The organism is Pseudomonas sp. P5_B3, assembly GCF_056400405.1.
This window is the reverse complement of sequence record NZ_JBFULI010000007.1, coordinates 129007-149393: the sequence shown is the minus strand read 5'-3', so window position 1 is coordinate 149393 and position 20387 is coordinate 129007. Positions and strand designations below refer to the sequence as shown.

Annotated in this window: 17 protein-coding genes; 6 read left to right on the top strand and 11 right to left on the bottom strand. The window is 59.1% G+C overall.

Going from position 1 to position 20387, the window contains the following annotated elements; genetic code table 11:
• Positions 1-2 precede the first annotated feature (2 nt).
• The 8 genes from AC1DRN_RS07100 to yaaA all read right to left on the bottom strand — a co-directional run bounded on the left by AC1DRN_RS07100 (position 3) and on the right by yaaA (position 11784).
• Complete coding sequence (locus AC1DRN_RS07100) at positions 3-1463, bottom strand: alginate O-acetyltransferase (protein ID WP_223459827.1); 1461 nt, start codon at positions 1461-1463, stop codon at positions 3-5.
• 10 nt (positions 1464-1473) lie between these two features.
• Positions 1474-3072, bottom strand: a complete 1599-nt coding sequence (gene algG, locus AC1DRN_RS07095) for a mannuronan 5-epimerase AlgG (RefSeq protein ID WP_223459829.1) — start codon at positions 3070-3072, stop codon at positions 1474-1476.
• 26 nt (positions 3073-3098) lie between these two features.
• Positions 3099-4580, bottom strand: coding sequence for an alginate export family protein (locus AC1DRN_RS07090; RefSeq protein WP_223459832.1), 1482 nt, complete (start codon positions 4578-4580; stop codon positions 3099-3101).
• The gene (gene algK, locus AC1DRN_RS07085) at positions 4577-6079 is read right to left on the bottom strand and encodes an alginate biosynthesis TPR repeat lipoprotein AlgK (RefSeq protein ID WP_223459834.1); all 1503 of its coding nucleotides are present in this window, start codon (positions 6077-6079) and stop codon (positions 4577-4579) included. The genes AC1DRN_RS07090 and algK overlap by 4 nt, the downstream gene beginning before the upstream one ends.
• Before the next feature lie 15 nt (positions 6080-6094).
• Positions 6095-7264, bottom strand: a complete 1170-nt coding sequence (locus tag AC1DRN_RS07080) for an alginate biosynthesis protein Alg44 (protein WP_223459837.1) — start codon at positions 7262-7264, stop codon at positions 6095-6097.
• A 35-nt stretch (positions 7265-7299) separates the two neighbouring features.
• On the bottom strand, positions 7300-8781 hold the full coding sequence (gene alg8 / locus AC1DRN_RS07075; RefSeq protein ID WP_263289699.1) for a mannuronan synthase: 1482 nt from the start codon (positions 8779-8781) through the stop codon (positions 7300-7302).
• Positions 8782-8876: 95 nt separating this feature from the next.
• Positions 8877-10193 (bottom strand): nucleotide sugar dehydrogenase, encoded by a 1317-nt coding sequence (locus AC1DRN_RS07070; RefSeq protein WP_223459840.1) that lies wholly within the window; start codon positions 10191-10193, stop codon positions 8877-8879.
• A gap of 811 nt (positions 10194-11004) precedes the next feature.
• Positions 11005-11784: a peroxide stress protein YaaA gene (gene yaaA, locus AC1DRN_RS07065; protein WP_223459842.1), complete on the bottom strand. Its 780-nt coding sequence runs from the start codon at positions 11782-11784 to the stop codon at positions 11005-11007.
• Positions 11785-12051: 267 nt separating this feature from the next.
• On the opposite strand from yaaA, the gene AC1DRN_RS07060 reads away from it, so the two are divergent.
• A complete protein-coding gene (locus AC1DRN_RS07060; protein WP_223459844.1) occupies positions 12052-13176 on the top strand; it encodes a polysaccharide deacetylase family protein in 1125 nt (374 codons plus the stop codon).
• Between the two features lie 336 nt (positions 13177-13512).
• Positions 13513-14907 carry a PhoH family protein gene (locus AC1DRN_RS07055; RefSeq protein WP_223459847.1) on the top strand — a complete coding sequence of 465 codons (1395 nt, stop codon included), beginning with the start codon at positions 13513-13515 and terminating at the stop codon, positions 14905-14907.
• A 130-nt stretch (positions 14908-15037) separates the two neighbouring features.
• On the opposite strand, the gene AC1DRN_RS07050 is transcribed toward AC1DRN_RS07055, so the two are convergent.
• Entirely contained in the window at positions 15038-15481 is a 444-nt protein-coding gene (locus AC1DRN_RS07050; RefSeq protein WP_223459850.1) for an HIT family protein, read from the bottom strand.
• A 612-nt stretch (positions 15482-16093) separates the two neighbouring features.
• On the opposite strand from AC1DRN_RS07050, the gene moaC reads away from it, so the two are divergent.
• The 4 genes from moaC to AC1DRN_RS07030 all read left to right on the top strand — a co-directional run bounded on the left by moaC (position 16094) and on the right by AC1DRN_RS07030 (position 18345).
• Entirely contained in the window at positions 16094-16567 is a 474-nt protein-coding gene (gene moaC, locus AC1DRN_RS07045; RefSeq protein WP_056726185.1) for a cyclic pyranopterin monophosphate synthase MoaC, read from the top strand.
• Positions 16564-16806: a MoaD/ThiS family protein gene (locus AC1DRN_RS07040; protein ID WP_223459852.1), complete on the top strand. Its 243-nt coding sequence runs from the start codon at positions 16564-16566 to the stop codon at positions 16804-16806. The genes moaC and AC1DRN_RS07040 overlap by 4 nt, the downstream gene beginning before the upstream one ends.
• Positions 16807-16809: 3 nt before the next feature.
• On the top strand, positions 16810-17262 hold the full coding sequence (gene moaE / locus AC1DRN_RS07035; RefSeq protein WP_033042207.1) for a molybdopterin synthase catalytic subunit MoaE: 453 nt from the start codon (positions 16810-16812) through the stop codon (positions 17260-17262).
• A 306-nt stretch (positions 17263-17568) separates the two neighbouring features.
• Positions 17569-18345, top strand: coding sequence for an ABC transporter substrate-binding protein (locus tag AC1DRN_RS07030; RefSeq protein WP_223459854.1), 777 nt, complete (start codon positions 17569-17571; stop codon positions 18343-18345).
• 133 nt (positions 18346-18478) lie between these two features.
• On the opposite strand, the gene AC1DRN_RS07025 is transcribed toward AC1DRN_RS07030, so the two are convergent.
• Positions 18479-19120 carry a helix-turn-helix transcriptional regulator gene (locus AC1DRN_RS07025; protein WP_223459856.1) on the bottom strand — a complete coding sequence of 214 codons (642 nt, stop codon included), beginning with the start codon at positions 19118-19120 and terminating at the stop codon, positions 18479-18481.
• Between the two features lie 90 nt (positions 19121-19210).
• Positions 19211-20338 (bottom strand): NAD(P)/FAD-dependent oxidoreductase, encoded by a 1128-nt coding sequence (locus AC1DRN_RS07020; protein WP_223459859.1) that lies wholly within the window; start codon positions 20336-20338, stop codon positions 19211-19213.
• Positions 20339-20387 lie beyond the last annotated feature (49 nt).

Sequence of the window (20387 nt, the reverse complement as noted above, 5' to 3'; positions counted from 1 at the left end):
CCTCATTGCCCGACCGAAGCAGTACGCTGCTCGGCGCCCGGGAACACGTTGCGTTTGCAAATTTTCGCTTCGACTTTCTGTGGCGCGGCACCGGCTTCGGGGCCCTGGACTTCAACGGCCAGCAGGTTCTGCGAGGCCCAGTCTTCGTCCGTGCGCAACTCGAAAGCGAAACGCCCGTCAGTCTCGGAGGTTTCCGGTTTGTCGATCTTGATGTCCTCGTGGCGACCGTTCATGTACCAGAGGGTGGCTTGCAGGGTTTTCACCGAGGTGTCGGCGAAGCGGATGTCGAGCTGGTGGCTACCGTTGCGCAAGTCCATGTTCTTGCTGTTGACCATCAACTCGTTTTTGCCCGGTTTGAGCGTGGCGCTGCCGGACATCTGCGCATCCTTGCCTTCGCAACCGTTGTCCAGCAGCGCCATCATCTGGCGGTAGATGGTTTCCTGGTCGAGGCGGTACAGCGGCGAGAATTCCCAGATGAGAATCTTCGGCGGGTTCTTCTGGAATTCGTCGCTGCCCAGGTACTGCAGCATCGAACCTTCCAGGCCACCGCCGGGGAACGCCACGTTGAGGATGTCGGCGCCGATGGCCTCTTCGAGGAAACCGGCGAAGTTGTAGTTCTTGCCACTGTGGGAGGTACCGACGAGGGTGATCTGCGGGTTGCCGGACTCGCCGAACAGATCGCCATCGCCCGCTTCGCCCTTCGGCTCGGTGGTGAACTGATCCATGTACTGGATCGCGTAGCTGGTGCCACAGAGTTGACCGGCCATGTTGTGCAATGTTCCGGTCTTGCCCATGCGACCCGACTTGTGGGTCTCGAATTCGCGCTTGGGAATGTCGGCGAATTCAGGCAATTGCCTGACCTTCTCAGCGACGATTTTCGCCGTGCGCTGAGCACCGTACGGCGTCCAGTGCTGGTCGCCGCGGAAGTAGAAATCGTGGGCGGGCAGGGTGTCGGGCAACGACTCGTTGGTCAGTGGCGACAAGTCCGGAACGACATAGCCCATCTGCGCGAAACGACCGAGCATGGACTTGTAGTTCTTCAGTGCCTTGTCGAAGTCGTAGCTGGCTTTCTCCGCCGGGTTGAGCTTGTTGCGGTTCACCAGGCCACGGGTCGGCTGGTACACGACAACCAGCTCCACACCTTTGCTCTTGAACGCATCGTGCAGTTGCTTCATGCGCTTGTAGCCGGCGGGCGTGGTGTCGAATTCGGTGCGCAGGTCTTCCTGGGTCCGGAACAACCAGTCGCCTTGGGCCTGCACCAGCGTGGTGAAGTTCTGCTGGTAACGGGTGGTGTAGTTCTTCGCGTCGTGGGCGGCCGGGCACAGGCTGCAGCACGGTTCGGCGCTGAATTTCGGTGGGCTTGCTTTAACGGCAGCTTCATCGGCACGCGCGCCACCGCTGGCCGCGAGAATGCCGGCGGTCAGGGCCGACAGGCTGAGTAATTTGATCAAGTGTGGGTGCATAAGATTATCCTCAGTCCCGCATTTCGGTCTGGCGTTCGACAGGGTCGATCAGCACGGCTTTCTGCTGGCGTACCAGCAGGTCGAGAATTTCATCCTGACGATCGCCAAGGATGCCGGTGAAGCTGATGCCGCTGGATTTGGTCGGTGCGAGCATCGACACGCGATACAGCTCGACACTCAGCGGCGAGTCGATGGAGAGCGGGCCACTGCCGTTGGCCGCCAGTTCACCGCCGACCACGATCAGCGACACCTGGGCGTCGAACGGGTCGAGCTTGATGTCACGGTCGGTGTTGCTCAGGTCCTTGATGTGGCCATAGACGCCGGTCAGGCCGTTGGCCATGGCGACGTTTTCGTACAGGCGAATGTTCACGCTGTTACGAATGCGGATGCCGTGGCGCTTGTTGCTCAACACGCGATTGCCCCACAGCAGGTTGTCGGCACTCTCGTAGAGGGTGATGCCGTCGGTGTGGTTCTGGTAGATCTCGTTGTGGGCGATCAGGTTGTTCACGCTGTTACGGTCGATCACCAGCCCCGAGAGGTGGTTGTCGTAGCTGCGGTTGTTGAAGATGAAGCTGTCGTTGACCTCACGGGAAATAATGATCCCGTGCTTCTTCTTCGTACCAAACACCGTGTTGTCGGCGATGATCAGGCCGTGGGAGCGGTCGTGCGGGTCGATGCCATAGACGATGTTGTCTTTGTAGGTGTTGCCCTTGACCACGAAGTCGCGGGTTTCGTAGCAGTAGAAGCCGTACCACATGTCCGAGAATTCGGAGCCGACGATCCAGCCGGTCGGCTCAGGACGCTTGAGCACCTTGGCCATGTTCGGCGTGTACTGGGAAATACTCACGCCGTAGGACTTACTGTTGGCGTAGCCGAAACTGGCGATCTTGCTGTTGGCGATGTAGGTCTCGGTGCCGCCCCAGGCCAGCAGGAACGGACGGAATTCCTTGGGCGAAGTGAACGTCGCCGGGCCGTTGTCCTTCTCGCGCCAGCCAGTGATTTTGGTATCGCGAACGAACAGCTGGCCGTCGTTGACCAGGAACGCACCGGCCTCCTGGGACAGGCGCAGTTCCTGGGTCTGCTTGTCGATTTCCAGGATGCCGTGGCGACCGACCACGATCGGCAACCGCGAGAGGAACACACCCGGCGAGGTTTCACTGAAGTACTGCTTGGGCAGCTTCTTCGCCAGGTCCTTGAGGTTCATGTAGCCGTCGTCGACGAAGATCGCCTGGGGGATGCCGTGCTGACGCACCACCCACTCGGCCATCTTGTTGTCGCCACCGATGAAGTCCTTCAGGGCGTCTTCCTGCATCATCCGGCGCACGCTGATCTTGCCCGGTTTGCTGCGTACGATTTTTGCCGCGATGGCCTCGGCGGTGTAGCCGGAGATGTCAGGCAACTTCGGCGTGGCCAGTTCCAGCGGCGCGGTCGGTGCGCTGCTGACGGTATAGGTCTTGGCCTGTTGCAGTTCCTTGGCGATGGTCGCCGGTTTGCCTTGTTGCGCGCCAGCCGGCGCCTTGGCCGGCTCCACGTTGGCGAAGGCAGCCGCGCTGGCCAGCAGCATCGCGCCGGCCAGCAAGGTCATGGAACCTTTCTTGGCTCTGTTCATGTCGGGGACTCCCTTCGCAATGTGCATCAGAAGCGCCAGATCACGTCGATGAACGCGCGGTGCATGTACGAATCGACTTCCTTGCCGTACGCATCACCCGGCTTGAACACGCCGCCGCGGAAACGCACCAGAGCCGAAGGCTCATCGATCGCCTGACTCATCGACGCCGGCAACAGGCCTTGCTTGAAGTACTTGGTCACCACCAGGTCCATTTCCTGACCGAGGTCTTTTTCGCCATCGTTCAGCGGCAGCGAAGTGCTGGAAAGGATCGCGCCGGTGACGTCGTCGGTGTTGTTCTGGACGGCGTTGATGCCATTGCTGCCGACCGGCTTGTTGCCGTCGACACGCCAGAATTTGTGGTAGATCAGGCTGGCGTCGTATTCGTCGTTGAGCATCCACGAACCGAACAGGGTGGCGCTCTGCATGTTGTTCATTTCGCCACGGAAGGCTTCGCCGAAACGGTGCACGCGCGAGCGGGTGCCGGTGTAGTTCGAGCGGTTGCTTTCCAGGCCGTTCTGTTCGTACTCGGCGCTGGCGCGGGCATAGGCGGCACCGACTTGCCATTGCGGATCGAGGCGCAAACGCACGCCGAGATCGGTGGCCCAGCCATTGAGGTTTTCACCGCGCTTGGCTTCAGCCGGCGGCGTGCCATCGGCGTTCAGCGGGTTGACCTTGTCGACGTCGCCGCTCATGCCGGTGATGCTGCCCCAGTAATTGACGGTGTTGGTATTGCGCCAGTTGTACGCGTCGCTGTCGGCGGTCAGGCCGAGCCAGCTGATGTCGCCGTTCTGTTTCTTGTCCAGCGAATCCGCCGGCACACCCGGCTCCGGGAAGTCGAGCTTGCCGTTGTCGTGCGTGTGATGACCGCGAATGCCAACCCAGTTGCCCGGGGTCCACTGGTACGCGGCATCGGCGTAGGCGTGCAGGCGATCCTTGTCTTGCGGTGACAGCTCCTTGAGGTCGGTACGGTACTCGCTGAAGCGTTCGGCGATACCGACGTTGGCGCGCAGCAGGGTAGTGTCGAAGGTCCAGTTCAGGGCTTCGATGTTGGTGTCGCGCCATTGGCCGTCGTCGTTGCGCAGGCGCTGGCGACCGAACTTCAGGATCTCGCCAGGGTAGGGCGTGAAGCCGCTGTAACCGACCCAGAACTCACGCATGGCCAGGTAGTTTTTCTTGGTCTGGCGATCATTGCTGTCGGTGTTTTCGGCGCCATCGGACTGTTGCAGGGTGTCGGTTTCGATGATGTCGGTGGACGTCACCGCCTGCCCCATGGCGTAGGCGCTCCACGCGCCGCTTTCGCCGTAGACCCACGGACGCAGGTCCAGGCCGACGCCGTTGACGTCGCCGCCGGGAGCGGTGCCGAGGTCACGGTCGTCTTCGGACTGGCCGGTGATTTTCACGTCCAGGCCGAAGTTCTTGGTTTCAGTCATCGCAGCGAGCGTCGGGCAAGACCAGATCAGCGCGAATGTCAGGCCGATGCCGGCCTTCATGAATGGATTCAACTTCATTGGGATTCCTCGCTGACTTCTTCTTGCAGGGTGTGCAGTTCCGGCGTGTTCGGGCTCAGGGCACCGCGCACGGCCTGTTCTTGTTTCAACAGGCGTTGGGCTTCGGCCAACCGGTCGGGCGGCAATTGCGTTTGGATTGTTTGCGCAAGCTCGGTGGCTTGCGGGGTGTTCTGGGCCAGGGCCAATTGGCTGAAGACGTAGGCGTTGAGTGGATCAGGCTTGGTGCCCTTGCCTTGGGAAAACAGTTGGGCGATGGCGAAGTCGGCGCTGTTCTGGCCGTTGCGCGCAGCGGTCAACAGATGATCGAGGGCCTTCTGCGGATAGACCTTGCCCAGGTAGCCACGGCGGTAGATCTGGCCGAGGTAGTAATCGGCGGCGACTTCGCGACCAACGGCTTTCTGGAAATGCGCTTCGGCGACCTTGGCGTCAGCCGGCACCAGCTTGCCTTCGAAGTAGAGCTTGCCCAGCAACAGTTCGGCGCGGGGCTGGTCGGCGGCGCGGCCGTTGTCCAGGTACTTCATCATCTGGTCGACGTCGCCCAGTTCCGGGAAGTCGTAGAGCAGTTGCGCGAGGCTGACCCATGACGCCGGGTAGCCCGGTGCAATCGGTTCGAGCAGCGACTGTGCGGTCTTCTCGTCGGTCTTGCCCAGGGACGCATCGGCGAGCACGCGGGCGACGCTGTCCACGCGCTGCGCCGAAACGCGGCCTTGGGCGTGCGCCGCTTGCATCTGCTTGATCAGCTCGGCCTGTTGCTCTGGCTTGGCCTGTTTCTGATAGACCGTGGCCAGCTCGACGTAGCAGATGTCGCTGGTGTTGAGCGCGGCCTTGCAGATTTTTTCCACGTCATCCAGATGCTGGTCGTAGGTGCCCTGGGTGCGATAGAGCAGCACCTGCGCCAGACCGGCTTCCGGTTTGTTCTCGGCACGCCATTGGCTGATCTGCTGCTGCGCGTTCACGTTGGGAAAACTGTGCGGGTATTGCAGGTACAGCATCGCCAACGGGATCAGCGTGTTGCCTTCGCCTGCCGCAGCGGCTTTTTTCAACAGGGTTTCGGCTTCGTGCTGCTCGGCTTCGGTGGAACCGGGCTTGGCTACCAGCAGTCGACCGAGACGTGCCTGGGCGCGCGGCGAAACGCTGGCTGCGGCGCGGTAGGTCGCCTCGGCCTGTTTCATCTGCGCCGGGTCACGGCTGTCGACCTGGATATCGGCCAGGCCGACCTGGGCTTCGCTGTAGCCCAGGTCGGCCAGTTGCCGGTAGTTCTGCGCGGCGGTGGCGGTATCGCCACGTTTGAGTGCTTCGTTGGCCAGGCGCTGGTCGGGCAGGCCGGCGCAACCGCTGAGGCTGACCGCCAGGGCTAGCGAACAGAACGCAAATCCCATGTGGGAGCGAGCTTGCTCGCGATGCGGCTGGCTCGGTGCATCAGACAGACCGCGTCGATCCCATCGCGAGCAAGCTCGCTCCCACAGGGTCGGCGGCGTGTTGAGGGTTGGAGTAGTCACAGGCATGTCCTCGACTTAAAGACCGACAGCCATGGCTTTGTCGATCAGCCAGTTCAGGTTCGGGCCACGGTCGCTGCTGACTTCCACCGGGCGGCCGGCGAGGGAGCTGTCCAGGGTTTCGTCCGGCTGGATCAGCACGCGGATGTCCGAAGACAGGTCGGCGCTTTTCAGGCTGGTGCTGCTGACGATCTTGCCGGTGCGGCTCTTGTCCTCGCCGGCGATCTGGAAGCGCACCGAAGTACCCGGGCGCACCTCGCCGAACTGGCGATAGGAGAAGCGCGCTTCAACGTTGGCTTCGCTGTTGCGCGGGACCAGTTGGAAGATCACGTCGCCCTTGCTGGCGTACTGACCGTTGGCGACCATTTGCTGGGCCACGGTGCAGTCGCACGGCGAGGTCAGGGTGCCGGTCATCTGCTTGCCGAACAGTTCTGCAACCTTGGCCGGGGCCAGTTGGTCTTCGTCGAGATGACCCTTGAGCACGTCGAGCATGCTGGTGCTGAAGGTCGCCAGCGGTGCGCCCTTGGCGGCCACGCCGTCGGCTTTCACCAGACTCTGCACGGTGCCGTCGCGGGGCATGGTGATGTTCACGCCCGGCACGCTGACCAGACCGGCCTGGGCGTGGCTGACGAAGTACATGCCGTACACCGATTTGAAAACAAAACCGAATGCAGCCAGGCCGACAACGAAGACCCCCAGGCTGAAGGTTACGGCTTTCATGCGGCCGAACGCGGTCATGCCGTGGCCGCCGTCCTTCAACTTGCGCGCTTTGGTGAAGTTGTCGCGCTGCAGGGTCGCCAGCATTTCACCCACGCTGACGATGTCGCCAGCCAGGTGCGAAGTGATCAGGTGACGCAGGGTCGAGATGTCCCGTGGTTCCAGGTTCTGGAACTGGCAGCCGGCGCGTCCGGTCTCGCGATCGAAGGAGCGGACCTGCAACTCGACGTCGATGGCCAGGCCGAGGTTGTCGATGAGGAATTGCAGGCGGGCCTTGTACACGTCACCGATCTTCAGCGGCAACTGACCGGCGTTGAACGCCAGGCCACCGGCGGACAGGTCGATCACCCGGGCTTCGACCGGTGTCCGGTCGGGGCCGAAGAAACGCAGCTTGGCCGGGATTTTCACTCGGGCGTGTTGGCGCTGGGCTTCGGATTCATGCACTACGTTGGCGTTGACGGCGGTATTCATAAGGGCGTTTTCCTAGTTAATTCAGGCGAGTTCGGTCAGACCATCAACAGCAGCACGGCGACAAAAATGCTGCCGGCAGAGAAGGTCATGGTCCGAGACGACCAGGTGTTGAACCAACGTTGAAAGCTGGCGAGATCACGGGTCAGAGAAGTGGGCTGGCGAGTCCAGGACTGTTTGTCGAGGCGGAAGAACACGTAGATCTTCACCAGCGCGCCGACGATCTGGTTGTAATAGAGAATCGCCGGGTAAGCCGGGCCGATCCGGTGACCGGAGCAGGACAGCAGCACGGTCAGGATCAGGCGGGTAATGCCGATCCACAGCAGGTACACCAGGATGAACGCGGTGCCGTACTTGAAGCTGGCGATCAACGCCACGGTCAGGCCCAGCAGCGAGGTCCACATCGACACGCGCTGGTCGAACAGCACCACCGAAGTGAACACGCCGAGGCGTTTGATCCCCAGGCCCAGGGCACGGGAGTTCTGCCGCAGGTTGTTGCCGTACCAGCGGAACATCAGTTTGCGGCTGGCCTTGATGAAGCTCTTTTCCGGCGGGTGTTCAACGGTGTTGATCGCCGCGTCGGGCACGTAGAACGTGTCGTAGCCCAGGCGCATCAAGCTGAACCAGCTCGACTTGTCATCGCCGGTAAGGAACTTGAAGCGACCCAGGCGCCAGTGTTGCAGCGAATCGCTTTCCACGTCGGCGATGAAGTCCGGGTTGGTGACCACGGTGGCGCGGAACACCGACATGCGGCCGGTCATGGTCAGCACGCGCTTTGACAAGGCCATCGAGCACATGTTGATGTGGCGCTGGGCGAAACGCAGCTTGTGCCATTCGCTCATGATGTAGCCGCCGCGCACCTCGCAGAATTCGTTTGTGGTCAGGCCACCGACGTTGCCGAACATCTGGAACCACGGCACGGTCTTGAGCACCACGCCTTCGGCAAGCACGGTGTCGCCATCGATCACTGCGACCACGGCGCGATCATCCGGCAGGTGCCGGGAGATGGCGCGGAAGCCGTAGGCCAGGCCATCGCGCTTGCCGGTGCCGGGAATGCGCACGAAGTCGAGTTTCACCCGGGACGGCGGGTTCATCCGGTTCCACAGGCTTTTGACCAGCAGTTCATCGGACATTTCCACGATGGAGCAGACCACGGTGGTCGGCAGGCCGCAGTCGATGGCTTCGCGGATCACCGAACTGTAGACCTGCGCAGTGGTCAGGGCATCGATGCGGAAACTGGTGACCATCAGGAACACATGGGACGGGTCAGCCGCTTTACCCAGCTTGCGCACTTTGCGCCGCAGGTGCGGGTAGACGATGTACAGAAAAATCATGCCGCGCACAAAGTGCGTGGCACCCATCGAGTAGCGCCAGATACCGACGATACCGATCAGGAAAATGAAGTCCTTCGACTCGGAGTCGAACGTGGACACGGGCAACGCCATGGCGAGGCCCATCAGTAAACTCAGGTAGAACAGCCACCCGGCGGCCTGGAGTAGGCCGTGTTTTAGCCTGTGCATAATCGGAATCCTAAAGTCAGTTGCAAGCCCCAAGCTTCAAGCCCCAAGCGAGGAGCTTTGAACTTGCGGCTTGGAGCTTGAAGCTTGCGGCTGCTTTACCAGCAGATACCTTCAGTCCGGCCAGTCACGCTGGTGGCCTTGGACATGAAACCGACCAGGTCGATCACTTGCTTGCCATGTGGAACGTCCTGCACCAGAGCGCGGAACTTCTCGTCACGGTTGCCGAGGATGATCACGTCGGAGTTGTTGATCACCGCGTCGAAATCGGAGTTGAGCAAGGACGAGACGTGAGGGATCTTCGACTCGATGTAATCCTTGTTCGCGCCGTGAACGCGGGCGTACTCGACGTTGCTGTCGTAGATGCTCAGGTCGTAGCCCTTGCCGATCAGCATTTCCGCCAGGTCAACCAGCGGGCTTTCACGCAGGTCGTCGGTGCCGGCCTTGAAGCTCAGGCCCAGCAGGGCGACTTTGCGTTTGTCGTGGCTGGAAACGATGTCGAAAGCGTTCTGCACCTGGGATTCGTTGCTGCGCATCAGCGAGTTGAGCAACGGCGCTTCCACGTCCAGGGAACCGGCGCGGTAGGTCAGGGCACGCACGTCTTTTGGCAGGCACGAGCCGCCGAAAGCGAAGCCTGGGCGCATGTAGTACTGGGACAGGTTGAGGGTCTTGTCCTGGCAGACCACGTCCATCACTTCGCGACCGTCGACGCCGACTGCCTTGGCGATGTTGCCGATTTCGTTGGCGAAGGTGACCTTGGTGGCGTGCCACACGTTGCAGGTGTACTTGATCATCTCGGCGACCGCGATGTCCTTGCGGATGATCGGTGCGTCAAGCTCTTCGTACAGCGATTGCAGAACGTCGCCGGAAGCCTTGTCGAATTCGCCGATGACGGTCATTGGCGGCTGGTCGTAGTCGGCGATCGCGGTGCTTTCGCGCAGRAACTCAGGGTTCACGGCCACGCCGAAATCAACGCCGGCCTTTTTGCCGGAGCAGTCTTCGAGAATCGGGATGACCACGTTGGCCACGGTACCCGGCAGCACGGTGCTACGCACGACGATGGTGTGGCGGGTGGTCTTGTCACGCAGGACAAAACCGATTTCGCGGCACACCGCCTCGATGTAGTTCAGTTCCAGATCGCCGTTCTTCTTGCTCGGCGTGCCCACGCAGATCATCGACAGGTCGGTGTCGCGAATCGCCTCGGCGAAGTTGGTGGTGCCACGCAGACGACCGGTCTGGATGCCCTGGGCCAGAAGTTCACCCAGGCCTGGTTCAACGATCGGCGATTTGCCGGCATTGATCATATCGATCTTGTCTTTGGCCACATCGACGCCAACGACGTCATGGCCCCGTGCAGACAGGCAACCGGCACAGACTGCGCCGACGTAACCCAAACCAAAAATGCTGATGCGCATCGCAATTACCTCTGTATTGATCAAGCCATTAGATGGCCGGAGTTAATGGTGTTCAGCGTGTTTTAGTGCACTCGCAAGTGTGCCTTACAGGCACAACAATGCCCTGTGCTGGCATATAAGTTACGAGTGGCTAAATAAATGCACTCAAGGTGTGCGCAACTAGGCCTTGTTGTTATGATTTGCCCTGTTATGCAGCAGATCCTCTTTTCAGAAGATGCAGGTGCAAAGGTCCTGCACGCTTGATGTCAGGCCGAAAGCCCGTGGATCAAGCGTTCTGGTGCTCGGGTGAGCACGTTTATAGGGGCGCTGCCGTGGCCTTGTAGGGGATAGTCATATAGCGTTATCTCCTGTCCGATTGCTGTTGTCCAAATCAGTGATTAGTCAGCGCAAGTTAGTGTTACAACTTCGCTACATGAATCGCTTATCTGCGTAAGTTATCTCGTACACGCTCGGCGAGAATCGTTACCGGTGGTATGAGCGGCGTATTTGGACATAGTTCCAGTCCGCTCATCGTCAAATCTGAAATTTCTTGAAATATTGAGAAAGATGGCACTGCTCTCAAATTGATAGCACTTGCCGTTTCGCCCTTTATATATAGGCGGCTCAACCGCGGAGATATTTTTTTGCCACTACTGTTAAAAAAAGTCAGTGCCACTACGCAAAAAAAAGATCGAAGTCGAGTGAAACTAAAGTTAGGAAATCAAGTGATGAATTTTTGGCGCCATAAATATGGCGAAAAGGCGGGGAAGGCTGAAGTGAGTCAAGGGTCGGCGCACGAGGGTTTGTGGAGGTCGTGCGCCTACCGGATGCATCACTCTGGTGCGTGATCGCGCAGAAACACCAGATTGTCCGGCTTGGACTGTTCGGCGCTGTAGCGATAGCCCTGAACGTCGAACTGCTTGAGGGTGGCCGGGTCGTTGATGCGTTCGTCGATGACGAAGCGGCTCATCAAGCCGCGGGCCTTTTTCGCGTAGAAGCTGATGATCTTGTACTGGCCGTTCTTCAGGTCCTTGAATTCGGTATTGATGATGCGCGCGTTCAAGGCGTTGCGTTTGACCGCAGAGAAATACTCGTTGGACGCCAGGTTGAGCAGCACGTCATCGCCTTGATCGACCAAGGCTTCGTTCAGCCATTCGCTGATGCGTGTGCCCCAGAAAGCATACAAATCCTTGCCCCGGGCGTTGGCCAGCCTGGTGCCCATTTCCAGGCGGTAGGGTTGCATCAGGTCCAGCGGGCGCAGCAGGCCATAGAGGCCCGAGAGCATGCGCAGGTGTTTTTGGGCGTAATCGAAATCGGCTTCGCTGAGGGTTTGCGCATTCATGCCGGTGTACACATCCCCCTTGAAGGCCAGTAGAGCTTGCTTGGCGTTTTCCGGGGTGAACGCCGGGGTCCAGCTGCCGAAGCGCGCGGCGTTGAGCCCGCCGATCTTGTCGGAGACGTGCATCAACTCGCTGATCTGCGCCGGGGACAGCTCACGCAATTGCAGGATCAACTCCTGGGAATGGTCGAGGTACTGCGGCTGGGTGAAGCGCTGGGTCGCCGGCGGTGTTTCATAGTCGAGGGTCTTGGCGGGTGAAATCACCATCAGCATGAAGTCGTCTCCTTTAATCGTGGTGGCGATTCTAGGGGGTTGTCGGTGTTGACTCCAGCTATGGCGTCCATAGGTGATGGCCGGTGGATTGCGTAAAACCCTGTGGGAGCGAGCTTGCTCGCGATTGCGGTATGACATTCACCAAAGATGGTGCCTGAACTACTGCTATCGCGAGCAAGCTCGCTCCCACAGTGGTTCAGTGTTGCTGCAGGAGGTGTGTGTGGATCAGCTATAGTGCCGCGCGGGTTTTGTTATGGAGACATCCCATTGCGTATCGCTTTTCTCATCTCGATCTGGCTACTGAGCGTCGCTGCCCTCGCGGCACCGGGCGATGTGGCGACGCTCGATCGCAGCACCTGGCCAGAAAAACTCGGCAACCCGACGTTGTTCGACGTGGCGTCCAGGGCCGAGATCCTCATGTTTTCCAGTGTCCTGTTGGCCAGCGAGTCGCTGGATGAACCCGCCCTGGCCCAGCGCCTGGGCCTGCGCACGATCAACCTGGAGTCGGTCAACCGGGTTCGCCAGCGCATGTGGCAACGGCTGCTGGCCAACTACAACTTCGCCCAACAGAGTTGCGACCAGGATGCCTCCTTCTGTTTTCTGGTCGAAGACATGCCCACCCTGCGCGAGCAGGCCGCCAGGTTCCAGGTCGGCGCAGACAGCTACTACATCAAGTGGGCCGAGCCGAGCCGTGTGTTTCACACCCAATACCTGGACGAGCAGTTGCGCAAGGCCGCGTTGTTCCCGCAAACCAGCAGTGAAGTCGATCGCTTCGGCGACTATGAGCGCACCGGCGACGAGATGCATGACCGGCTGTTTCTGCTGACTTTCGACAGCGCCGCCAACGCCGCGCCGGATAACACCGCCTGGGTCACCGAGTACCTGCGCAAGTCGAACATGAGCGGGACGTTCTTCGTCCTCGGCAAGGACATCCAGGCGCGTTTGGCCGAGCATTCGGTGAGTAACCTGCAAGCGACCTACTCGAGCCAGTGCATCGGCGTACAAGGCTGGGAGTTCCGTTCCCACAGCCACTGGCAGGACTGGCAGGACTCGGTGCGCCGCAGCGCCGAACTGGTCAAAAGCAAGCTGCCGGAGAACTACGTGCCCCTGTTCCGTCCGCCTGATGGACAGCGCCGTGCCGATGCCGAAGGCTTCTTCAAGGCTCAGGGTTTACAGGTAGCGCTGTGGGACATCGACGCCCAGGACGGCGCCGGCAGACTCAAGGGCAACCCGAGCGCGCAACGGGTGCTGACCCTGATGCTGCTGTGGCGGCACGGGGTGATCAATTTCAATGTGAAGCAGGATGGGGTGAAAACGGCGTTGCCGTGGCTGGTCACGCAAGCGGCGCCGGTCGGAATCGGCTGGGAAGATTGCCAGGATGCGTTTCGCTGAAAACGACAAAACCCCGTAGACATCGGGTTTTTGGCGATTTTGGAAGGGGATTCGTTGCAGGTCGACTTACGACTGTAAACGGGTGATGGCAGTCCGCCAAGTGCTATTGGTCATTCTGAAAAATAAACTTCAAAAAAGCGTCAAAGTACTTTTTTCTGTCATACGTTTTGGAGTATTACGAAGACAGACCGCCGAAACCTGCAACACAGGTGGCGTCTTCCAAGACCCCGCATGTATGCAGAACACTTGAGTCCCCGCAGGTGTATTCGGCAGTCACTTCGAGGCGCAGCACCGTCAAGGTATTGCGTCGACTGGCTCCCACAAAGGTGACCGAGTATGGATGATCACGGACGTAGCTCTTCTTCCAACCAGCCAATCCTTTATGTACTCGATACCAACGTATTGATTCACGATCCAAACGCGCTGCTCAACTTCGAAGAACACCACGTCGCGATCCCGATGACCGTGCTTGAAGAGCTCGACAAGCTCAAGAGCGGGCATCACAGCGTTGCCGCCGAATGCCGCCAGGCCATCCGCCTGATCGACAAGACCCTGGGCGATGCCTCACCCGAGGATGTCGAGCAGGGTGTGCCGATCCAGCGTGGCAAAAGCGGACCCAAGGGTTTGCTGTCAATTCTGATGATCAGGAATGCCGAGCCGCATCTGATTCTGCCCGAGCACCTGAACGACAACAAAATCATCAACCAGCTGATCGACCTGCACGCGCGCGACCCGAAAAAGCCCGTGGTGCTGGTCACCAAAGACATCAACATGCGCCTCAAGGCGCGCGCCTGCGGGATCGAGGCCGAGGACTACAGCACCGACCAACTGGTCGATGACGTGTCCTTGCTGCCCAACGGCTACCACAACATGACCGGCTCTTTCTGGGACCGCGTGAGCAAGGTCGAAACCCGTCAGGACCACGGCCGCACCTGGCATCAGGTGCAGTTGATCGACAACCTGCCGGCGGTGCACATCAACGAATTCATCATTGATGAACAGGGCTTTGTCGGTTGGATCAAGGAGATCGAAGAGGACCGCTTGCTGATTCTCGACCTGCACCAGGAACCGCTGCTGCACCAGGAAGCCTGGGGCCTCAAGCCGCGTGATATCTATCAGAGCCTGGCGTTGTACGCCTTGCTCGATCCGGATATCCACCTGGTCAACCTGTCGGGTGCCGCAGGTTCGGGTAAAACCATCCTGGCGCTGGCCGCTGCGATCGAGCAGACCATGGTCAGCAAACGTTATCGCCGCATCATCGCCACCCGCAGCGTGCAGGGCCTGGACCAGGAAATCGGCTTCCTGCCCGGCACCGAGGCGGAAAAAATGGAGCCGTGGCTGGGCGCCATCACCGACAACCTCGAAGCCTTGCACATGGATGACGAAAGCACCCATGGCAGCGTCGACTACATCCTCAGCAAAGTGCCGTTGCAGTTCAAATCCCTCAACTACATCCGGGGCCGCAGCTTCCAGCAGAGCCTGATTCTGATCGACGAATGCCAGAACCTCACGCCGCACCAGATGAAAACCATCATCACCCGTGCCGGCGCCGGTTCCAAAGTGGTGTGCCTGGGCAACCTGGCGCAGATCGATACCCCTTACCTGTCCGCGACCAGCTCCGGGCTGACCTACCTCACTGAACGCTTCAAGGACTTCCCGAACGGGGTGCACATCACCCTGCAAGGGGTACCACGCTCGATCCTGGCCGAATACGCCGAATCGCATTTGTAACTGTCCACCGAAACCGGGCGGCCGCGAGGTTGCCCGGTTTTTTTGTACTCGACGTAAAGGCCCGTGCCTCAGGGCATACCCAATACCGATGAATGTGTTTCTGCAAAGCCTGGTGCGAAAGCAGTCTTATTTACAGAGATTGCGAAAAATAGCTCTTGAGGGTTTCCGTAAGAATTGATTGAGCGTTCAATACCTCTTGGGTCGGCTCAGATTGTGAGCTACTAAACTTTTTTCGCGTCCAGCTGAAAAAGAAAGGGCCATCAATAATGCGTTCATTGTGTTCCGCCAAATATAACTGGGTCACGGAGGCATACCTGGGGAAAACATGAAAATGTAGCTCATGATTGAGCTCGGAAATACGCATTATGTATATTTTCTCAGGAGAAAATAGAGTATTTAAAGCTCGCTCCGTAAATGCCAAGCCTTTCATCAGTTCAGCACTTTCAGCCGGATTTAGTTCTGCGAGTCTTGATATGTCCCGCTTAAGAGAAATAATCATGTAGCCAGGGATGTCGCAGTCCCGGCAGTGAGAGATTACGATGTGTTTTCCTGAGTGAATTGTCCGCGCTGACATGACTGGTCTCCCGTGTGCCACCATGGTTGAAGTGTAGGACCTGCCCCGTTGAGCTGCTGCCGGAGGTCAGTAGAAAAAACCTAATGCGATACCTCAGTGCTGAAATTTTTAAGATCGTTAGCTTTGCTGGTCATTTTTTCTCGAATTAACAAATCGGTCTAATATTTAGTTGTAGGAAGTTTCATGGCGGCCATGAGTGCGTACTTACGGAAAATTCTCACGTCGAAATTTGTTATAAAATAATCAGTAACTTATCGGCTGGCGCACCCATTAAAATTGATCAGTGATGTCAGGAAAAGCGAATTTTCAGTAGGCTTTTGTTACATTTCTTTCTGTTGTTTGGTATGACTTTAATTTGTGTTTTTAAAACTTAATAAGGAATCGCATCTGAAACTGTCCACCGAGTCCGTGTGTATGAAGAACCTGTGGGAGCGAGCTTGCTCGCGATGACGGTGTGTCAGTCGACATCTCGGGTTAATGACAGGCCACTATCGTCGGAACGCCGCCCGGAGCAAGCTCGCTCCCACATTGGTTTGTGGTGTGCCGATAATCAAGCGTGCGAAAAATTGACCCGCAGGTTTACAATCGACGCTCCTGATCAGGAGTAATCCCGTGCTGACTCATCTCGATTCCCAAGGTCGCGCCAACATGGTCGACGTCACTGAAAAAGCCGTGACGTTCCGTGAGGCGACCGCCCAAGCGCTGGTGCGCATGCTGCCCGAAACCCTGCAGATGATCGTCAGCGGTGGCCACCCCAAGGGTGATGTGTTTGCCGTGGCGCGCATTGCCGGCATTCAGGCGGCGAAGAAAACCAGCGATCTGATTCCCCTGTGCCATCCGCTGATGCTGACCGGCGTCAAGGTCGAGCTCAGTGCCGAAGGCGACGATTCGGTGCGCATCGTGGCGCGCTGCAAGCTGTCCGGGCAGACCGGCGTCGAGATGGAGGCGCTGACCGCTGCCAGTGTCGCCGCGCTGACGATCTACGACATGTGCAAGGCCGTGGACCGCGGCATGACCATCGAAAGCGTGCGTCTGCTGGAGAAGGTCGGCGGCAAGAGCGGGCATTTCCAGGCGGAGCAGTCATGAACGTTACCGTGAAATTTTTCGCTCGTTATCGTGAAGCGCTAGGCCTGGACTCTGTGAAGGTTCAAGGCGATTTTGCCACCATTGATGACGTCCGCGCATTGTTGGCTCAACGCGACGGTGCCGAGGTGTTGAGCGAGCAAAACCTGATGTGCGCCCGCAACGAAGACCTCTGCCAGCTCGACGAGCCGGTCAGCGAGGGCGATGAAGTGGCGTTCTTTCCGACCGTGACCGGAGGCTGAGCCATGGCCATTCGCGTGCAATCCACAGCATTCGATCCGGGAGCCGAGGTCAACGCCATGCATGACGCCAATGTCGGCGTGGGGGCGGTGGTGAGTTTTGTCGGCTACGTACGTGATTTCAATGACGGCCTCGACGTTGCCGGGATGTTCCTCGAGCATTATCCGGGCATGACCGAAAAGGCCCTCGGCAAGATAGCCACCGAGGCCGAACAGCGCTGGCCGCTGCTCAAGCTCGAAGTGTTGCACCGCATCGGCGCCCTGGAACCGGGCGAGCCGATTGTCTTCGTCGGCGCGGCCAGTGCCCATCGTCAGGCGGCGTTCGACGCCTGCGCCTTTGTCATGGATTACCTGAAAACCCGTGCACCGTTCTGGAAGAAAGAAAACACCAGTGATGGGCCGCGATGGGTTGAGGGGCGTGACAGTGATCATGCGGCGGCGGATCGCTGGAAGCAGTAGTTTCTGCGGCGTTCTTGAGTCAGTCATCGCGAGCAAGCTCGCTCCCACAGGGTTCTGTGTCGTACACAAAATTTGTGTTCAACCAGATCTACTGTGGGAGCGAGCTTGCTCGCGATGGCGTCATTGGCACCACTAAAAATCTTGATGATTCACCACCCGACCATCGGCCGGCACGGGCTGCATTTGCCTCATTGACGATTTATACATAAAAGTCCAGTATGGAATTATAAGTACAAAAAAGGTTTCGACCCGTTTCAGCTTTTTCTTCTGTCTTGCCAAACCAACAACAACCGCGAGAAAACGAACATGAAGAAGTTCCCCCTCATCACCGGTCTGGCCTTGAGCCTGTTGGCGTGCAGTTCTGTATTCGCCGCCGAGAAAACCCTGCGCATTGGCATTGAAGCCGCTTACCCACCGTTCGCCTCGAAAACCGACAAAGGCGAAATCGTCGGTTTCGACTATGACATCGGCAATGCCCTGTGCGCGCAGATGAAGGCCAAGTGTGTGTGGGTCGAAGGCGAGTTCGACGGTCTGATTCCTTCTCTGAAGGTGAAGAAAATCGACATGGCGCTGTCGTCCATGACCATCAACGAAGACCGCAAGAAGTCGGTGGACTTCACCCACAAGTACTATTTCACCTCGTCGCGTCTGGTAATGAAGGACGGCGCGGTGGTGGATGACCAGTACGCCAGCCTCAAGGGCAAGTCCGTCGGCGTGCAGCGCGCCACCACCACCGACCGTTACGCCACCGAGGTGTTCGAACCCAAGGGCATCAACGTCAAGCGCTACAGCAACAACGAAGAAATCTACATGGACCTGGCAGCCGGTCGCCTCGACGCGATTTTTGCCGACACCATTCCGCTGAATGATTTCCTGTCGATGCCCCGTGGCCAGGGTTACGCCTTTGTCGGGCCGGAGCTGAAAGATCCGAAGTATGTAGGCGAGGGGGCCGGGATTGCCGTGCGCAAGGGCAATACCGAGTTGGTCAGTGAGCTGAACACGGCCATTGATGGCATTCGCAGCAGTGGCGAGTACCAGAAGATTTCCGATAAGTATTTCAAGTCCGATATCTACGGCGACTGATAGATCGCCATCGCGRGCAAGCYCGCTCCCACAGGGATCTCTGCAGAACACAGAATTTGTGTTTTACGCAGAACCAATGTGGGAGCGAGCTTGCTCGCGATGAGGTCAGATCAAACAATACAAATCTCAGGGCCTAGCCCTTCAATTCCTTCAAATGCTTGTACACCGTTGCCCGGCCCATGTTCAGCACATTGGCCACGTAGTTCGATGCGCTTTTGCCCTTGAACGCGCCTTCGGCGTGCAACGCCAGCACCAGCTCACGTTTGTGGTCGCGAGTCAGCAGGTTCAGGCTCAGCTGGCGCTCGCGCAACCAGGCGTGGAGGAAGGTGTTGATCCGTTCCTGCCAGTCATCGCGGAACAGTGCATCCGGTTGCGGGATCAGCTTGGTCGGCGACAGGAACAGGTCCAAAGCGGCCTTGGCATTTTCGAACAACGAAATATTCAAGTTGATGCACAACATCGCCAGCGGACGATCTTCGCTGTCCCGTAGCACTGTGCTGAGGCTACGAATCTTCTGACCATCCCAGTTGAGCTTTTCGTACGGCCCGATGTTTCGTTCGCTGACATTGTCGCTGAGCATGTCTTCCAGCGCCGAGTCGTCGCCGATTTCCCGCTTGGACAGATTGTTGGCGATGTAGTCGACCTTTTGCGTGCGCAGGTCGTGCAGCACCACTTCGGCGTGGGGAAAGAACAGTGTGGCGATGGCATCGGCGATCGCCCGGAAGTTATCCAGCGACGCAGTGTTCGGGACCGAGTCTATTTCGGGGGCGTTCATACAGTGGAACTCCAGGCAGCGTCAGCGCCCTATCAAAGGGGCGCTGAAAGTGTGCCGTAATCGTGGGGGCACGTCACCTGAGGATCAGGGTCAGCCGAGGCGGGCAGGGGAGAGCATTTCGGCATTCAGGCCGAAACGGCCGAGCGACTCGGGCAATGCGGCGCCGCGCACCAGCGCTGCGCTGGCCTGGCCCATGGCCGGCGAAGTCTGAATGCCATAACCGCCCTGTGCCGCGACCCAGAACAGCCCCGGTACCTGTGGATCGAAGCCGGACAGCAAGTCGCCGTCGCTGACGAAGCTGCGCAGGCCGGCCCAGGTGCGGGTCGGGCGGCGAATGGTCAGGGTCGTGGCTTCTTCGATCTGGTAGATGCCCATGGCAATGTCCAGTTCTTCGGGCTGCACATCGTGGGGTTCCACCGGGTCGGCGTTGGCCGGCGAGCCGAGGAACATCCCGGCGTCGGGTTTCATGTAGAAGGATTCGTCGAGGCTGACCAGCATCGGCCAATGGTGGATGTCCACGCCTTCGGGGCCGGCGAAGATGAATGCGGCACGACGTTTGGGTTGCAGGCCCAGGGGCTTCGCGCCGGCCAATTCACCGATCTTGTCGGCCCAGGCGCCGGCGGCGTTGATGATGATCGGCGCGCTGAACGTCTGGCTGCCGGTCTGGACGTGCCATGTACCCTGGCGGTCGCGGCTCAGGCTGATGACTTCGCTGTCGGTATGCACTTCGCCCTGGTTACGGCGGATACCGCGCAAATAGCCCTGGTGCAGGGCATCGGTGTCGATGTCGCTGGCGGTCGGGTCGTAGATGGCACCATGGACCTTTTCCCGGCGCAGGATTGGCACCAACGCGCAGGCCTCGTCGACGTCGAGCAATTGCATTTCCGGCACCGTGGTTTTTGCGCTCTGGTATTGCCTGTTCAGTTCATCCGGGTCACCGGTCAAGTCCACGGTCATTTCGCCGCGCGGAGTCAGCAGCGGGTGTTCGCAGAAACCGCTGGGTGGGTTGTCGAAAAAATCCCGGCTGGCCAGGGTCAACGCCCGCACTTGCGGGGTGCCGTAGGCCGCGGTGTACAGCGCCGCCGACCGGCCGGTGGAGTGATAGGCCGGATGGGATTCGCGTTCGAGCACGATCACGCGGCCGTGCTGCGACAGCCAGAAACCCGTGGAAGCACCGGCAATCCCGCCGCCGATGATGATGAAATCTGCCTGGCTCATGAACGTCTCCAGTGAAGTGCGATGCCGAAATTGTGGTGATCACCTGTGG

Coding starts and splice junctions, on each gene's coding strand:
- AC1DRN_RS07100 (WP_223459827.1), bottom strand. CDS start 1,463: ATGCACCCACACTTGATCAAATTACTCAGCCTGTCGGCCCTGACCGCC.
- algG (WP_223459829.1), bottom strand. CDS start 3,072: ATGAACAGAGCCAAGAAAGGTTCCATGACCTTGCTGGCCGGCGCGATG.
- AC1DRN_RS07090 (WP_223459832.1), bottom strand. CDS start 4,580: ATGAAGTTGAATCCATTCATGAAGGCCGGCATCGGCCTGACATTCGCG.
- AC1DRN_RS07080 (WP_223459837.1), bottom strand. CDS start 7,264: ATGAATACCGCCGTCAACGCCAACGTAGTGCATGAATCCGAAGCCCAG.
- alg8 (WP_263289699.1), bottom strand. CDS start 8,781: ATGCACAGGCTAAAACACGGCCTACTCCAGGCCGCCGGGTGGCTGTTC.
- yaaA (WP_223459842.1), bottom strand. CDS start 11,784: ATGCTGATGGTGATTTCACCCGCCAAGACCCTCGACTATGAAACACCG.
- AC1DRN_RS07055 (WP_223459847.1), top strand. CDS start 13,513: ATGGATGATCACGGACGTAGCTCTTCTTCCAACCAGCCAATCCTTTAT.
- AC1DRN_RS07050 (WP_223459850.1), bottom strand. CDS start 15,481: ATGTCAGCGCGGACAATTCACTCAGGAAAACACATCGTAATCTCTCAC.
- AC1DRN_RS07040 (WP_223459852.1), top strand. CDS start 16,564: ATGAACGTTACCGTGAAATTTTTCGCTCGTTATCGTGAAGCGCTAGGC.
- moaE (WP_033042207.1), top strand. CDS start 16,810: ATGGCCATTCGCGTGCAATCCACAGCATTCGATCCGGGAGCCGAGGTC.
- AC1DRN_RS07030 (WP_223459854.1), top strand. CDS start 17,569: ATGAAGAAGTTCCCCCTCATCACCGGTCTGGCCTTGAGCCTGTTGGCG.
- AC1DRN_RS07025 (WP_223459856.1), bottom strand. CDS start 19,120: ATGAACGCCCCCGAAATAGACTCGGTCCCGAACACTGCGTCGCTGGAT.
- AC1DRN_RS07020 (WP_223459859.1), bottom strand. CDS start 20,338: ATGAGCCAGGCAGATTTCATCATCATCGGCGGCGGGATTGCCGGTGCT.